The following is a 15,584-nucleotide window of genomic DNA, read 5'->3' as shown; positions in this document are numbered from 1 at the left end:
GAGCTGTACACACCGTGGCATCAACCGCCGACTTCAAGAATGGACTCGTGCTCTCGATCGAGGGTCAGCTCTGGCAGATCACCGAGTTCCAGCACGTCAAGCCCGGCAAGGGCCCGGCCTTCGTGCGCACCAAGCTCAAGAACATCCTGTCCGGCAAGGTCGTCGACAAGACGTTCAACGCCGGTGTGAAGGTGGAGACGGCCACCGTCGACCGCCGCGATGCCACCTACCTGTACCGCGACGGCAGCGACTTCGTCTTCATGGATTCCGAGGACTACGAGCAGCACTCGCTGTCCGAGTCGCTGGTGGGGCGCCTGGCCGACTTCCTGCTCGAGGGCATGAAGGTGCAGATCGCCTTCAACGAAGGTGCGCCGCTGTACCTGGAGCTCCCGGTCACCGTGGAACTCGTGGTCACCCACACCGAACCGGGCCTGCAGGGCGACCGCTCCAGCGCCGGCACCAAGCCGGCCACCGTGGAGACCGGCGCCGAACTGCAGGTGCCGCTGTTCATCAACACCGGCGACAAGCTCAAGGTCGATTCCCGCGACGGCAGCTACCTGGGCAGGGTGAATGCCTAGCCATGGCTGACCGTCGTGGTGACCGTGGTCGACACCAAGCGCGTAAGCGCGCCGTCGACCTGCTGTTCGAGGCCGAGGCGCGCGGTATCACCGCCGCCGAAGCCGCCGATGGTCGCAATGCGCTGTCCCACACGCAGGCCGATATCAACGCGCTGAACCCGTACACGGTGACGGTGGCCCGCGGTGTCACCGAGCAGGCCGCGCACGTCGACGACCTGATCTCCTCGCACCTGCAGGGCTGGACGCTGGAGCGGCTGCCCGCGGTGGACCGCGCCATCCTGCGGGTGGCGGTGTGGGAACTGCTGCACGCCGATGACGTGCCCGCGCCCGTCGCCGTCGACGAGGCCGTCGAGCTGGCCAAGGAACTGTCCACCGACGAATCCCCGGGCTTCGTCAACGGTGTGCTCGGCCAGGTGATGTTGGTGACCCCGCAGATCCGGGCCGCCGCGGCGGCGCTGCGGCCGTCGGAGACCGGGGAGTAATCGTGCCGCAGGACTGGGCGCCGTACATGAGCGTGCAGGATGCGGCGACGGTCTATCTGCGTGATCCCGAGCTGGCGCTCGAACAGCTGCGGTCGGTCATCGAGTTCCCCGGGATCGCCGCGTTCATCATGTCGCGCGGCGAAACCGAGGAGGCCGACGGGACCGCGGTGTGGCAGGAAGTGGTGGCCACCGATGGGCTGCGGCTCATCATGTGGCGCGCCGATGACGAAATCGTGGACGAGCGCCGGCAATTGAACTCCTCGGTGCGCACGATCTTGCTGTCGACCATCAGCGATCACATTCTGAGCACCCACTTCGAGGTGCTGGCGGACGGGACGCGGCGGCTGTCCGAGGTCCGGTTGCGGATGTACACCCAGCTGGTGACCCGCGCCCGGCGTACCTCGGCGACCGAGAGCGACCTGTACTGCGAGTCCTTCCGCTACACCAAGTCGGTGGACAACGGTGGCCTGGCTCAGATGGAGCGGCTGCTGCAGTTCGGCCGGGTGCTGTCACGCTCGATGTGATGTTCTGTCGGTGGTCAGCCGGCTCAGAGGCCCAACCCCTGGTAGGTCCGGCGCACGAACTTCGGTTGTGCCATCCGCAGTTTCGCCATCGAGGTGTTGCCGGCGACCTGCGCGACATCGGCGGTCAGATCCGGATAGTTCTGGATCAGATAGAGCACGATGACGTCATTGGCCGGGTCGGCCTGCCACCAGGTGCCGAACGCGCCCGGCCAGCCGAAGGTGCCCAGACCACCCGGGCCGAAGAATCGTTCGGACTGGGCGGGATCGGTGACCACCGACATGCTCAGCCCGAAGCCGCGGCCGATCCAGAACGGCACCCCGAGGAAGTTCTGCTCCTTCTGGTCCGCGGTCAACCGGTCGGTGCGCATCACGCGCACCGATTCGGGGGACAGGATCCGCACGCCGTCCACCGTGCCGTCGCCGAGCAGCATCCGGGCGAACGTCAGGTAGTCGTCGGCCGTTGACATCAACCCCGCACCGCCGGCGCAGAACTCGGGCGGCGTGAGCGCGGGCGGGCCCATCACGTCGTCGCGTAGCGTCTCGTCCGCGCCGAGGCCGTACATGGTGGCCATCCGGCGGCGCTGGGCCAGGCTGAGGGCGAAACCGGTGTCGGACATGCCCAGCGGGTCGAAGATGCGTTCGGAGAGCAACTCGTGCAACGGTTTTCCGGCGATCCGGGAGATCGCGATGCCCAGCACGTCGGTGCCGTGGCTGTAGGTGATGCGCGCGCCGGGCTGGTGGGCCAGCGGCAGCTGCGCCAGCTCGTTGAGCCAGCGCTGTTCGTTCTGCCGGAACGACAGCCGCCCATAGGCTTTGGCCAGCGGACCGGTGATGGAGAACGGATAGGCCAGGCCGGCGCGGTGGGTCATCAGGTCGTCGAAGGTGATCGGTCGGCGCAGCGCCGTCGTATCGTCGAGCGCACTGCCGGGTTCGATCAGCACCCGCAGCGCGGCGACCTCGGGCACCCAGCGGGCCACCGGGTCGTCGAGCGCGAACAGGCCCTCCTCGGCCAGCGTCATCGCCGCCGCCACCGTCACCGGTTTGCTCATCGAGGCGATCCGGAAGATCGTGTCGCGCTGCATCGGCAGCCCGGCCGCGATATCGCGGTGACCCAACTCGTTGACCTGCACCACCTGCCCGGCATGCCATACCAGGGTGACGGCGCCGGCGAGCAGGCCGCCGTCGATGGCCTCGGAGATGGAGGCGCGGTTGTTGTCGAGATTCACCCTGCTAAAGTAACCGGCAGTTCGACGTCCTTTAACGATCCGTCCCGTGAGGCGGAGAAGGAGGTCCAGGTTGACCATGGGCACACCCAGCCCCGACCGGGAATTGATGTCCGCCGCGGATGTGAGCCGGACCATCTCGCGCATCGCGCATCAGATCATCGAGAAGACCGCGCTGGACGCGCCGGACGCCCCGCGCGTGGTGTTGCTCGGCATCCCGACCCGCGGCGTGACGCTGGCCGCGCGGCTCGCCGAAAAGGTGCACGAGTTCGCGGGTGTCGCGCTGCCGCACGGTGCACTGGACATCACGCTCTATCGCGACGACCTGAATTCCAAACCGCCACGGCCCCTGGAGTCGACCTCCATCCCGGCCGGCGGTATCGACGGCGCGCTGGTGATCCTGGTCGACGACGTGCTGTATTCCGGCCGTTCGGTGCGCTCTGCGCTGGATGCGCTGCGGGACATCGGGCGGCCCCGCATCGTGCAACTGGCGGTGCTGGTCGACCGCGGGCACCGGGAGCTGCCGGTCCGGGCGGACTATGTCGGCAAGAACGTGCCCACCTCGCGCGCAGAGAACGTCAAGGTCCGACTGCAGGAGCCCGATGGGCAGGACAGCGTGCGGATCGCACCGTATGGAGGGCCGACCAGGTGAAGCACCTACTGACCGCAGCCGACCTGTCCCGCGACGAGGCGGTCGCCCTGCTCGATGACGCCGACCGGTTCGCCGAGGCGCTGCTCGGGCGCGAAGTCAAGAAGCTGCCCACCCTGCGCGGGCGCACCATCATCACGATGTTCTACGAGAACTCCACCCGTACCCGGGTGTCGTTCGAGGTGGCGGGCAAGTGGATGAGTGCCGATGTCATCAACGTCAGCGCCTCCGGCTCCTCGGTGGCCAAGGGCGAATCGCTCCGCGACACCGCGCTGACGCTGCGCGCCGCCGGTGCCGACGCACTGATCATCCGGCACCCGGCATCCGGTGCGGCGCAGCAGCTCTCGGAATGGACGCGGGAGGACGGTTCCTCGGGGGCAGGAGCGCAGCGACCCGGGGGAAATTCCGGCGGCGGCCCCAGCGTGATCAACGCCGGTGACGGCACCCACGAGCATCCCACCCAGGCACTGCTCGACGCGCTGACCCTGCGCCAGCGACTCGGCTCCATCGAGGGCAGACGCGTGGTGATCGTCGGCGACGTGCTGCACAGCCGGGTGGCGCGCTCCAATGTCGAACTGCTCGCCACCCTGGGCGCCGAGGTGGTGCTGGTGGCCCCGCCCACCCTGCTGCCGGTCGGCGTGTCCGAATGGCCGGTGACGGTCTGCCACGATCTGGACGCCGAACTGCCCGCCGCCGACGCCGTGCTGATGCTGCGGGTACAGGCCGAACGGATGAACGGCGGATTCTTCCCGTCGGCGCGCGAGTACTCGGTGCTCTACGGCCTCTCGGAGAAGCGCCAGGCCAAGCTGGCCGAGCATGCCGTGGTGCTGCACCCGGGCCCGATGCTGCGCGGTATGGAGATCGCGTACTCGGTGCCGGATTCGTCGCAGTCTGCGGTGCTGCAACAGGTTTCCAACGGAGTTCACGTACGGATGGCGGTGCTGTTCCACCTGCTGGTCGGCACCGGGTCCGGAGAGGTTGCGGTGACGGCATGACGGTCCTGATCAAGGGCGTACGACTCTACGGTGAGGGCGATCCCGTCGATGTGCGTATCGCCGACGGTCAGATCGCCGAGATCGGTCCGGGTATCGGGTCCGAGGATGCCGAGGTCATCGAGGCGGCCGGGCAGATCATGCTGCCCGGTTTCGTGGACCTGCACACCCATCTGCGCGAGCCGGGCCGTGAGTACGCGGAGGACATCGAAACCGGTTCGGCCGCAGCCGCTTTGGGCGGGTACACCGCGGTCTTCGCGATGGCCAACACCGACCCAGTGGCGGACAGTCCGGTGGTCACCGACCACGTCTGGCGCCGCGGGCAGCAGGTCGGTCTGGTCGACGTGCACCCGGTCGGCGCGGTCACCGTGGGCCTGGAAGGCAAGCAGCTCACCGAGATGGGGCTGATGGCCGCCGGTGCCGGCCAGGTCCGGATGTTCTCCGACGACGGAATCTGCGTGCATGATCCGCTGATCATGCGGCGCGCGCTGGAGTACGCGAGCGGGCTCGGGGTGCTGATCGCCCAGCACGCCGAGGAGCCGCGTCTCACCGTCGGGGCCGTCGCCCACGAGGGCCCCAACGCCGCGAAGCTGGGCTTGGCGGGTTGGCCGCGCTCGGCCGAGGAGTCCATCGTCGCCCGCGACGCGATCCTGGCCCGCGATGCGCGCGCCCGGGTACACATCTGCCACGCCTCCACCGCGGGGACCGTGGAGCTGCTGAAATGGGCCAAAGCGCAAGGGATCTTGATTACGGCCGAGGTCACCCCGCATCACCTGCTGCTCGACGACGGCCGGCTGAGCAGCTACGACGGCCGCAATCGGGTAAACCCGCCGTTGCGTGAGGCCAGCGATGTGCAAGCGTTGCGTCAGGCGCTGGCCGACGGCGTGATCGACTGTGTGGCCACCGACCACGCACCGCACGCCGAGCAGGAGAAGTGCTGCGAGTTCGCCAACGCCCGCCCCGGCATGCTCGGTTTGCAGACCGCCCTGTCGGTCATCGTCGCGACCATGGTGGCACCCGGCCTGCTGAGCTGGCGCGATGTCGCCCGGGTGATGAGCGAGGCGCCGGCGGCGATCGTCGGCCTGCCGGATCAGGGCCGCCCGCTGGAGGTGGGGGAGCCGGCCAACCTGACCGTCGTCGACCCCGATGCCACCTGGACGGTCACCGGATCGAAGCTGGCCAGCCGCTCGGACAACACCCCGTTCGAGTCGATGGAGTTGCCGGCAACGGTGACGCTGACGATGTTGCGGGGCAAGGTCACCGCGCGCGAGGGACGTAGTCCGGCGGGCAGGAGCGAAGCGACCCGGGGAAGCGCCACCGCATGAACGACCAGACATTGATCGGATCGCTGGTGATGGCCGCGGTGATCGCCCTGCTGATCGGGTTCTTCATCCGCAGGCTGGCAACCGGCTGGCGCAACCGGGTGGCCCGGCAGGCCGAGCTCATCGGCAATCTGCCCGCCCTGCCGGATTCGGTCGGTCCGGTGCTGACCGGACCCACCAAGGGGCTCTACGTCGGCAGCACCATCGCACCGCACTGGAACGACAAGGTGGCCGCGGCGGCGCTGGGCTTCCGTGCCAAGGCCGTGCTCACCCGGTATCCCGAGGGGATGATGCTGCAGCGCAGCGGAATCGGGCCGATCTGGATTCCGGACGAGTCCATCGTGGCGGTGCGTAGTGAGCGGGCGATCGCCGGTAAGGCGCTCACCCACGACGGCATCGTGGCGATCCGTTGGCGGCTGGCGTCGGGTACCGAGATCGACACCGGCTTCCGCGCCGACGACCGCGGTGAAATCGGCAAATGGGTCGTCAGTACATCAGGCAATGAGGAGGACGTGTGAGCTCACGAGGACGCGCCCTGTTGGTGCTGGAGGATGGCCGGGTCTTCACCGGCACGGCATTCGGCGCGGTCGGTCAGACACTGGGCGAGGCGGTGTTCTCCACCGGGATGTCCGGCTACCAGGAGACGCTGACCGACCCGAGCTATCACCGCCAGATCGTGGTCGCCACCGCCCCGCAGATCGGCAACACCGGCTGGAACGGCGAGGACGGCGAGAGCCGTGCCGACAGGATCTGGGTGGCGGGCTACGCCGTGCGTGACCCCTCACCGCGTGCGTCGAACTGGCGCGCCACCGGCACCCTCGACGAGGAACTGGAACGCCAGGGCGTCGTCGGCATCGCAGGCATCGACACCCGGGCCGTGGTGCGTCACCTGCGGACCGCCGGTTCGATGAAGGCGGGCGTGTTCTCCGGTGATGCCCTGGCCGACACCGACACGCTCGTGGACCGGGTGCGCAGCCAACCCTCCATGCTGGGCGCGGATCTCGCCGGCGAGGTCAGCACGCAGACCCGCTACATCGTGGAAGCGCAAGGACAGCACCGCTTCACGGTCGCCGCCATCGACCTCGGCATCAAGACCAACACGCCGCGCAACTTCGCGCGCCGCGGAGTGCGCAGCCATGTGCTGCCCTCGGGTACCACCTTCGACGAGATCGCCGAGCTGAAGCCGGACGGGGTCTTCCTGTCCAACGGGCCCGGTGACCCGGCGACCGCCGATCACATCGTGGAGGTCACCCGGGCGGTGCTCGGCTCGGGTATCCCGTTGTTCGGCATCTGCTTCGGCAATCAGATCCTGGGTCGCGCGCTCGGGATGGCCACCTACAAGATGACCTTCGGGCACCGCGGCATCAACATCCCGGTGATGGATCACCTCACCGGCCGCGTCGCGATCACCGCGCAGAACCACGGGTTCGCACTGGCCGGTGAGGCCGGCGAGGAATTCGACACCCCCTTCGGGCGGGGCATCGTGAGCCACACCTGCGCCAACGACGGGGTTGTGGAAGGCATCAAACTCGTTGACGGACGTGCCTTCTCGGTGCAGTACCACCCCGAGGCCGCGGCCGGTCCACGGGACGCCGAGTACCTGTTCGACCAGTTCATCGACGTTCTGTCCGGGGAGGGCAAGTAAATGCCACGTCGCAGCGATATCAACCATGTCCTGGTGATCGGGTCCGGCCCGATCGTCATCGGGCAGGCCTGCGAGTTCGACTACTCGGGCACCCAGGCCTGCCGCGTGTTGCGGGCCGAAGGCCTGCAGGTCAGTCTGATCAACTCCAATCCGGCGACCATCATGACCGACCCGGAGTACGCGGACCACACCTATGTCGAACCCATCACCGCGGCATTCGTGGAGAAGATCTTCGCCCAGCAGGCCGAGCGCGGTAACAAGATCGACGCGGTGCTGGCCACCCTCGGCGGGCAGACCGCGCTCAACACCGCCGTCGCGCTGCACGACCAGGGCATCCTGGCCAAGTACGGCGTCGAGATGATCGGCGCCGATTTCGACGCCATCCAGCGCGGCGAGGACCGGCAGAAGTTCAAGGACATCGTCGCCAAGGTCGGTGGTGAGTCGGCGCGCTCGCGGGTCTGCTTCACCATGGACGAGGTTCGCGACACCGTCGCCGATCTCGGGCTGCCGGTGGTGGTGCGACCGTCGTTCACCATGGGCGGCCTGGGCTCGGGTATGGCGTATTCGGCCGAGGACGTCGAGCGGATGGCCGGGGACGGTCTGTCCGCATCGCCCACCGCGAACGTGCTCATCGAGGAATCCATCTACGGCTGGAAGGAATTCGAGCTCGAGCTGATGCGCGATCACCACGACAACGTGGTGGTGGTCTGCTCGATCGAGAACTTCGATCCGATGGGCGTGCACACCGGCGACTCGGTCACCGTGGCCCCGGCGATGACGCTGACCGACCGTGAGTACCAGACCATGCGCGACCTGGGGATCGCCATCCTGCGCGAGGTCGGGGTGGACACCGGTGGCTGCAACATCCAGTTCGCCATCAACCCGAAGGACGGGCGTCTCATCGTCATCGAGATGAACCCGCGGGTCTCGCGTTCCTCGGCGCTGGCCTCCAAGGCGACCGGCTTCCCGATCGCGAAGATCGCGGCCAAGCTGGCCATCGGTTACACCCTGGACGAGATCGTCAACGACATCACCAAGGAGACCCCGGCCTGTTTCGAGCCGACCCTGGACTACGTCGTGGTCAAGGCACCCCGGTTCGCCTTCGAGAAGTTCCCCGGCGCCGATCCCACCCTGACCACCACGATGAAATCGGTCGGCGAGGCGATGTCGTTGGGCCGCAACTTCATCGAAGCCCTCGGGAAGGTGATGCGTTCGCTGGAGACCACGCGTGCCGGGTTCTGGACCAAGCCCGACCGCGACGCCACCCTCGAGGAACTGCTGACCGATCTGCGCACCGCCACCGACGGCCGGATCTATGACATCGAGCAGGCCCTGCGCCTCGGCGGTTCGGTCGAGCAGGTCGCCGAGGCCTCCGGGGTGGATCCCTGGTTCGTCGACCAGATCGCCACCCTGGTGGCGCTGCGCGGTGAGCTGGTCGACGCTCCCGTGCTGGACGAGACGCTGCTGCGCCATGCCAAGCACAGCGGGCTGTCCGACGGTCAGATCGCGGCGCTGCGGCCCGAACTCGCCGGCGAGGCCGGGGTGCGGGCACTACGGGAGCGCCTCGGCATCCATCCGGTGTACAAGACCGTGGATACCTGCGCCGCCGAGTTCGAGGCCCGCACGCCGTACCACTACAGCAGCTACGAGCTGGACCCGGCGGCCGAGACCGAGGTGGCCCCGCAGACGCAGCGGCCCAAGGTGCTCATCCTGGGGTCCGGGCCCAACCGCATCGGGCAGGGTATCGAATTCGACTACAGCTGCGTGCATGCCGCCACGACGCTGAGCCAGGCCGGTTTCGAGACCATCATGGTCAACTGCAATCCCGAGACGGTGTCCACCGACTACGACACCGCCGACCGGCTGTACTTCGAACCACTGACGTTCGAGGATGTGCTGGAGGTTTACCAGGCCGAACAGGCCTCCGGTGCAGGCGGACCCGGTGTCGTCGGCGTCATCGTGCAGCTGGGCGGGCAGACCCCGCTGGGGCTGGCCGCACGGCTGGAGCGCGCCGGGGTGCCGATCGTGGGCACCAAACCCGAGGCCATCGATCTGGCCGAGGACCGTGGCGAGTTCGGTGAGGTGCTGCGCCGCGCCGGCCTGCCCGCCCCCCGCTTCGGCACCGCCACCAGCTTCGATCAGGCGCGCCGGATCGCCGCCGATATCGGTTACCCGGTGCTGGTGCGCCCGTCCTATGTGCTCGGCGGGCGGGGCATGGAGATCGTCTATGACGAGGAGACACTGCAGGGCTACATCCAGCGGGCCACCGAGTTGTCCCCGGAGCATCCGGTGCTGGTGGACCGGTTCCTGGAGGACGCCATCGAGATCGACGTCGACGCGCTCTGCGACGGCGCCGAGGTCTACATCGGCGGCGTGATGGAACACATCGAGGAGGCCGGCATCCACTCCGGCGACTCGGCATGCGCGCTGCCGCCGGTCACGTTGGGGCGCACCGATATCGACAAGGTCCGCGCGGCCACCGAGGCGCTGGCGCACGGGATCGGCGTGGTCGGGCTGCTCAACGTGCAGTACGCGCTCAAGGACGATGTGCTCTACGTGCTGGAGGCCAACCCGCGGGCCAGCCGCACGGTGCCGTTCGTCTCCAAGGCCACCGCGGTGCCGCTGGCCAAGGCATGCGCGCGGGTGATGCTGGGTGCCAGCATCGCCCAGCTGCGCGCGGAGGGCATCCTCGCCGCCCAAGGTGACGGTGCGACGGTTTCCCCGGATGCGCCGATCGCGGTGAAAGAGGCCGTGCTGCCCTTCCACCGGTTCCGCAAGGCCGATGGCTCACAGGTGGATTCGCTGCTCGGCCCGGAGATGAAGTCCACCGGCGAGGTGATGGGCATCGACCGCGACTTCGGTACCGCGTTCGCCAAGAGCCAGACCGCGGCCTACGGATCGCTGCCGGCCTCGGGCACGGTGTTCGTCTCGGTGGCCAACCGGGACAAGCGCTCCCTGGTGTTCCCGGTCAAGCGGCTGGCCGATCTCGGATTCCGGGTGCTGGCCACCGAGGGCACCGCGGAGATGCTGCGCCGCAACGGGATTCCCTGTGAGGTCGTACGCAAGAACTTCGAGGAGCCCGGCGAGGGTAAGCCGGCGGTGTCCGCGGTGGACGCCATCCGCGCCGGTGAGGTCAACATGGTGATCAACACCCCGTACGGCAACTCCGGGCCCCGCATCGACGGCTACGAGATCCGGTCGGCCGCGGTCTCGGTGAACATCCCGTGTGTGACCACGGTGCAGGGCGCCTCGGCCGCGGTGCAGGGCATCGAAGCCGGCATCCGCGGCGACATCGGCGTGCGGTCGCTGCAGGAGTTGCACAGCCAGTTGGGCAACGGCCGGCCGTGACGAGCTTCGGGGAGCGCCTGGCCGACGCCGTCGCCACCAGGGGACCGTTGTGTCCCGGTATCGACCCGCACCCCGAACTGTTGGCGTCGTGGGGCCTGCCGGTCGATGTCTCGGGTCTGAGCGCGTTCAGCGAAATCTGCGTGCAGGCCTTCGCCGATTTCGCGATCGTCAAGCCGCAGGTGGCCTTCTTCGAGGCCTATGGCTCCGCCGGTTTCGCCGTCCTCGAGCAGACGATCGCCGGGCTGCGGGAGGCCGGCGTGCTGGTGCTCGCCGATGCCAAACGCGGCGATATCGGCTCCACCATGGCCGCCTACGCCCAGGCCTGGGCGGGGGAGTCGGCACTGGCGGCCGATGCGGTCACCGCGTCGCCGTATCTGGGCTTCGAATCCTTGCGCCCGCTGCTCGATGTCGCCGCGGCGCACGGTCGCGGGGTGTTCGTGCTGGCCGCGACATCGAACCCGGAGGGCGCGAGCGTGCAGCGCGCCACCGTGGCGGGGCGGACCGTCGCACAGGCCGTCGTCGATGCGGTCGGTGCCGAGAATCGTGCCACGGCAACGGGTTCGGTCGGGGTGGTGATCGGGGCGACGCTGTCGGAGCCACCGGACCTGAGCGCATTGGACGGACCCGTGCTGGCACCCGGGGTGGGGGCCCAGGGCGGGCGTGCCGAGGACCTCGGGCGGTTGGGGCCCCGGGTGCTGCCCGCGGTGTCCCGCGAGATCCTGCGGGCCGGGCCCGACGTCGGTGCACTGCGCGCCGCCGCGGCCACGGTGGCCGCCCAGGTCGCCTATCTGGCCTGACGGCCCCGCCGCAGCGCCAGCACCGCCGCCGCCGCGGCGGCGATGGCCGCGGCGAGCAGCAGCGCGCCGGTGATGTCGCCGCGCTCGCGGGTGCGCCGGATGACCTGCTGATGGGGCGTGTCGGCGGCGGCCCGGGTGAAGACGTAGTCGTTCTCGATCTGGGCCGGTTCGCCGATGTAGTCGGTCCAACTCGTCAGGAAGGTGCCGGCGGCCAGGTAGGGCGCCAGCGTGGCGGGCGCCGTGCCCTCGTCCAGGTGTCCGGCGTAGCGCAGGATTGGCGTGGCGCCGGGCACCGGCACCGTGCTCGGATCCATCCGGTGCTCGGCGAGCACCGCCAGGTGCACCGACTGCGGTGCGCTTGCCGCCCGGGACAACCGCATCGGGTAGACCACGCGCTCGGAAGCGAAGGACAGCCGCAGCGGCTGCAGGGCACCGGTCAACGCTCCGGTGCCGTCCGGGGCGAGTTGGATGGCGACGATCTCCCAGCCCCGCTGCAGGTAGGGCGCGAGGTTGTCGTTGAGCCCCGGGGGCTGCGGGAAGCCGTTCGCGCCGAGCCAGCCGGCCAGCGCCGCCGGGTCGTCACCGGCCAGCCGCGTCACGTCGAACGGGCCGATGCGCTGGGTGGCCAGTACGGCGACCCCGCCGGGTGGGCGGGCGCCCACACCGTCGAGGGCAGCACCGCCCTGGGTCAGCCAACTGAACGTCGGCCACCAGCTGTCGTGGTATTCGACCCGCGGTGCGGTCACTGCAGCGAGATCGTCGAACACCGCGTTCTCGCCGAGCGTGACCCGCGCCGCCGAGGGCACCGGCATGACCCAGGCCGCGCGCTCCGAACTGCCGCGTACGCCGAAGGACATCACGATGTCCTCGGTGCGCCCGTCCCAGGCGATCAGCGCGCGCTCGTCGACGACACCGGCGCCGGGCCGGTCGGGGATATATGCCCCGCACCCGCAGGCCCACGCCGGACCGGCCAGGCTCGTCAGGGAGCCGGCGAGCAGCAGCGCCAGGACCGCACTGAACGCCCGGATCGCAGCCGACATCCGCGGCATCCTACTCCGCAGTAGCCAACTTTTGTCTAGGCGGTCTAGCCATCGATGAGGCCCGCCTCGCGACAGGGGTCCGGGTACGACCGACGACACGCCCGACACGCCATGACCAGCGAAAATTTCTCATTCGACCGCCAGGATCGGCGATTCAGCGAACTCGCGACGGGCCGCCGGAAACCGCCGCCGACCTGCCGGAGCGGTGAAAACCCTTGATATGCAGGGAGATCAGAAATCCAGGTGACGGCGCCGTCGCGCGGACGGGGGAAACGGGCATTGCGGGCGCATGCCGTACACGCTGGACTTTTGACGCCGTAACCCGGGGGTGGGGTTAGCTTTCGTCAGGATGCGTGGGTACGGTCGTCGTCGCTGGCTGGTTACGTGATCCAGCCGTGATGAAACAACAGATGGCGAGAGACGGAGGAACCCCGTGGCCCTTCCCCAGTTGACCGACGAACAGCGCGCGGCAGCGTTGGAGAAGGCTGCTGCCGCACGTCGAGCGCGAGCCGAGCTCAAAGATCGGCTGAAGCGTGGCGGCACCAACCTCAAGCAGGTACTGAAGGACGCCGAGACCGATGAGGTCTTGGGCAAGATGAAGGTCTCCGCACTTCTGGAGGCTCTGCCCAAGGTCGGCAAGGTCAAGGCGCAGGAGATCATGACCGAACTGGAGATCGCCCCGACCCGCCGCCTGCGCGGCCTCGGCGATCGTCAGCGCAAGGCCCTCCTGGAGAAGTTCGACTTCACCGCCGACTAACACGCAGTACAGACAAGTGAAGACTGGTGGTGGGCCGGACAAGGCTGCGGTGGTAGTCCTGTCCGGCCCGTCCGCCGTCGGGAAGTCCACGGTCGTGCGGTGTCTCCGCGACCGGATTCCCGACCTGCATTTCAGCGTGTCCGTGACGACACGTGCGCCGCGACCCGGTGAGGTCGACGGCGTGGACTACACATTCGTCTCCGCCGGCGAGTTCCAGCGGCTGATCGATGCGGGTGAGCTCCTCGAATGGGCCGACATCCACGGCGGTCTGCATCGCTCGGGCACCCCGGCGGCGCCGGTGCGTTCGGCCGTCGCGAACGGTGCGCCCGTGCTGATCGAGGTCGACCTGGCCGGTGCGCGCGCCGTCAAGGCCGCGATGCCCGAGGTGACGACGGTCTTCCTCGCCCCGCCCAGCTGGGAGGTGCTCAAGGAGCGCTTGATCGGCCGCGGCACCGAGAGTCCGGAGGTCCAGGCCCGGCGGCTGAGCACCGCGCGCGAGGAAATGGCCGCCCAAAGCGACTTCGATGTGGTGGTCGTCAACAGTCAATTGGAGTCGGCGTGCGCAGAATTGGTATCCTTGCTGGTGGCCCGCTAGCCGGTGCGCCTCTTTTACACCAACTGCATCTTCTTTAACGCGCCTCAATACATTTACAGCCTGGGAGAATCTTAGTGAGCACGCCTGTCGAGAACCTCGACGCCGCCAACGCCTACGACACGCCGCTGGGCATCACCAACCCGCCCATCGATGAGCTGCTCGACCGCGCGTCGAGCAAGTACGCGCTGGTCATCTACGCCGCCAAGCGTGCGCGCCAGATCAACGACTACTACAACCAGCTCGGCGACGGCATCCTCGAATACGTCGGTCCGCTGGTCGAGCCGGGTCTGCAGGAGAAGCCGCTGTCGATCGCCATGCGCGAGATCCATTCCGATCTGCTTGAGCACTCCGAGGGCGAGCAGTAAGGCCCACCGGCTGATGGAGCAGAAGCGGATCGTCGTCGGCGTCGCCGGGGGCATCGCCGCCTACAAGGCGTGCACACTGGTCCGCCAGCTCACCGAGGCCGGCCACTCGGTGCGGGTTCTGCCCACCGAGTCCGCCCTGAAGTTCGTCGGCGCGGCCACCTTCGAAGCGCTGTCCGGTCACCCGGTGCACACCGGGGTGTTCGAGAATGTCGATCAGGTGCCCCATGTGCGCATCGGTCAGGACGCCGACCTGGTCGTGGTGGCACCGGCGACCGCGGACCTGCTGGCGCGTGCCGTGGCCGGGCGCGCCGATGACCTGCTGACCGCGACGTTGCTGACCGTCCGCTGCCCGGTGCTGTTCGCGCCCGCCATGCACACCGAGATGTGGTTGCACCCGGCCACCGTGGCGAACGTGGCCACCCTGCGCGGCCGCGGGGCGGTCGTGCTGGAACCCGCATCGGGTCGGCTCACCGGTGCCGACACCGGCCCGGGCCGGCTGCCCGAGGCCGAGGAGATCACCACCCTGGCCCGGCTGCTGCTGGAGCGCGGCGACGCGCTGCCCTACGACATGGCCGGAGTGAAGGTACTCGTCACCGCTGGCGGCACCCGCGAGCCGCTGGACCCGGTGCGCTTCATCGGTAACCGGAGCTCGGGCAAGCAGGGCTACGCCGTCGCGCGGGTGATGGCCCAGCGCGGCGCCGAAGTGACCCTGATCGCCGGGAACACCGCCGGACTCGTCGACCCGGCCGCGGTCAACGTCGTGCACATCGGGTCGGCCGCGCAGCTCGGCGATGCGGTCTCCAAGCACGCGCCGGAGGCCAACGTCCTGGTGATGGCCGCCGCCGTCGCCGACTTCCGGCCGGCGCACGTGGCCACCGCGAAGATCAAGAAGAGTGCCGACGATGCCGACGCCCCGTCGGTGGAGCTGGTGCGCAATGACGATGTGCTCGCCGGTGCCGTGCGAGCCCGTGCCGACGGGCAGCTGCCCAACATGCGGGCGATCGTGGGTTTCGCCGCCGAGACCGGCGATGCCAACGGCGACGTGTTGTTCCACGCCAGGGCCAAGCTGAAGCGCAAGGGCTGCGAGATGCTGGTGGTCAACGCGGTCGGTGAGGGCAGGGCGTTCGAGGTCGACCACAACGACGGCTGGATGCTGTCCGCCGATGGCACCGAGACCGCACTGGAGCACGGTTCGAAGACTTTGATGGCCAGCCGTATCGTGGACGCGATCGGGGCGCTCCTGCGGAGCTGAATCCCACGTGCGGGT

At 68.7% G+C, this 15,584-nt stretch carries 16 protein-coding genes; 14 read left to right on the top strand and 2 right to left on the bottom strand.

Features of this window, described 5'->3' with window-relative positions; translation table 11 throughout:
- Positions 1–14: 14 nt before the first annotated feature.
- The 3 genes from efp to A7U43_RS17835 are packed head-to-tail and all read left to right on the top strand — an operon-like array spanning position 15 to position 1,584.
- Positions 15–578: an elongation factor P gene (gene efp, locus A7U43_RS17845; RefSeq protein ID WP_067997986.1), complete on the top strand. Its 564-nt coding sequence runs from the start codon at positions 15–17 to the stop codon at positions 576–578.
- Positions 579–580: 2 nt separating this feature from the next.
- Positions 581–1,060 carry a transcription antitermination factor NusB gene (nusB, locus tag A7U43_RS17840; RefSeq protein ID WP_067997983.1) on the top strand — a complete coding sequence of 160 codons (480 nt, stop codon included), beginning with the start codon at positions 581–583 and terminating at the stop codon, positions 1,058–1,060.
- Positions 1,061–1,086: 26 nt separating this feature from the next.
- On the top strand, positions 1,087–1,584 hold the full coding sequence (locus A7U43_RS17835; protein WP_068003036.1) for a hypothetical protein: 498 nt from the start codon (positions 1,087–1,089) through the stop codon (positions 1,582–1,584).
- A gap of 23 nt (positions 1,585–1,607) precedes the next feature.
- Here A7U43_RS17835 and A7U43_RS17830 read toward each other — a convergent pair whose 3' ends face one another.
- The gene (locus A7U43_RS17830; RefSeq protein ID WP_067997981.1) at positions 1,608–2,810 is read right to left on the bottom strand and encodes a serine hydrolase domain-containing protein; all 1,203 of its coding nucleotides are present in this window, start codon (positions 2,808–2,810) and stop codon (positions 1,608–1,610) included.
- Between the two features lie 76 nt (positions 2,811–2,886).
- On the opposite strand from A7U43_RS17830, the gene pyrR reads away from it, so the two are divergent.
- Genes pyrR through pyrF form a run of 7 tightly spaced genes read left to right on the top strand, consistent with a single transcriptional unit; the run spans position 2,887 to position 11,560 of the window.
- On the top strand, positions 2,887–3,459 hold the full coding sequence (gene pyrR, locus A7U43_RS17825) for a bifunctional pyr operon transcriptional regulator/uracil phosphoribosyltransferase PyrR (protein WP_067997976.1): 573 nt from the start codon (positions 2,887–2,889) through the stop codon (positions 3,457–3,459).
- Positions 3,456–4,451 (top strand): aspartate carbamoyltransferase catalytic subunit, encoded by a 996-nt coding sequence (locus tag A7U43_RS17820; RefSeq protein WP_067997974.1) that lies wholly within the window; start codon positions 3,456–3,458, stop codon positions 4,449–4,451. The genes pyrR and A7U43_RS17820 overlap by 4 nt, the downstream gene beginning before the upstream one ends.
- Positions 4,448–5,773, top strand: a complete 1,326-nt coding sequence (locus A7U43_RS17815; RefSeq protein ID WP_067997972.1) for a dihydroorotase — start codon at positions 4,448–4,450, stop codon at positions 5,771–5,773. The genes A7U43_RS17820 and A7U43_RS17815 overlap by 4 nt, the downstream gene beginning before the upstream one ends.
- Positions 5,770–6,288, top strand: a complete 519-nt coding sequence (locus A7U43_RS17810; protein ID WP_067997968.1) for a PH-like domain-containing protein — start codon at positions 5,770–5,772, stop codon at positions 6,286–6,288. Before A7U43_RS17815 ends, A7U43_RS17810 begins: the two co-directional genes overlap by 4 nt.
- Positions 6,285–7,415, top strand: a complete 1,131-nt coding sequence (gene carA / locus A7U43_RS17805) for a glutamine-hydrolyzing carbamoyl-phosphate synthase small subunit (protein WP_067997964.1) — start codon at positions 6,285–6,287, stop codon at positions 7,413–7,415. The genes A7U43_RS17810 and carA overlap by 4 nt, the downstream gene beginning before the upstream one ends.
- Complete coding sequence (gene carB, locus A7U43_RS17800; RefSeq protein ID WP_067997960.1) at positions 7,416–10,763, top strand: carbamoyl-phosphate synthase large subunit; 3,348 nt, start codon at positions 7,416–7,418, stop codon at positions 10,761–10,763.
- Positions 10,760–11,560, top strand: a complete 801-nt coding sequence (gene pyrF / locus A7U43_RS17795) for an orotidine-5'-phosphate decarboxylase (RefSeq protein WP_067997958.1) — start codon at positions 10,760–10,762, stop codon at positions 11,558–11,560. The genes carB and pyrF overlap by 4 nt, the downstream gene beginning before the upstream one ends.
- Here pyrF and A7U43_RS17790 read toward each other — a convergent pair.
- The gene (locus A7U43_RS17790; protein WP_231963345.1) at positions 11,548–12,600 is read right to left on the bottom strand and encodes a DUF2330 domain-containing protein; all 1,053 of its coding nucleotides are present in this window, start codon (positions 12,598–12,600) and stop codon (positions 11,548–11,550) included. The two genes, pyrF and A7U43_RS17790, sit on opposite strands and share 13 nt — an antisense overlap.
- Before the next feature lie 433 nt (positions 12,601–13,033).
- On the opposite strand from A7U43_RS17790, the gene mihF reads away from it, so the two are divergent.
- From mihF to coaBC, 4 genes are all read left to right on the top strand, one after another.
- The gene (mihF, locus tag A7U43_RS17785; RefSeq protein WP_036338016.1) at positions 13,034–13,357 is read left to right on the top strand and encodes an integration host factor, actinobacterial type; all 324 of its coding nucleotides are present in this window, start codon (positions 13,034–13,036) and stop codon (positions 13,355–13,357) included.
- Positions 13,358–13,373: 16 nt separating this feature from the next.
- A complete protein-coding gene (gene gmk / locus A7U43_RS17780; protein ID WP_067997952.1) occupies positions 13,374–13,952 on the top strand; it encodes a guanylate kinase in 579 nt (192 codons plus the stop codon).
- A 74-nt stretch (positions 13,953–14,026) separates the two neighbouring features.
- On the top strand, positions 14,027–14,317 hold the full coding sequence (gene rpoZ / locus A7U43_RS17775) for a DNA-directed RNA polymerase subunit omega (protein ID WP_067997949.1): 291 nt from the start codon (positions 14,027–14,029) through the stop codon (positions 14,315–14,317).
- Positions 14,318–14,330: 13 nt separating this feature from the next.
- The gene (gene coaBC / locus A7U43_RS17770) at positions 14,331–15,569 is read left to right on the top strand and encodes a bifunctional phosphopantothenoylcysteine decarboxylase/phosphopantothenate--cysteine ligase CoaBC (RefSeq protein WP_067997947.1); all 1,239 of its coding nucleotides are present in this window, start codon (positions 14,331–14,333) and stop codon (positions 15,567–15,569) included.
- The last annotated feature ends 15 nt before the right edge of the window (positions 15,570–15,584 follow it).

The organism is Mycobacterium adipatum (assembly GCF_001644575.1).
Lineage (GTDB): Bacteria > Actinomycetota > Actinomycetes > Mycobacteriales > Mycobacteriaceae > Mycobacterium > Mycobacterium adipatum.
This window is presented reverse-complemented; position numbering and strand designations above follow the sequence as displayed.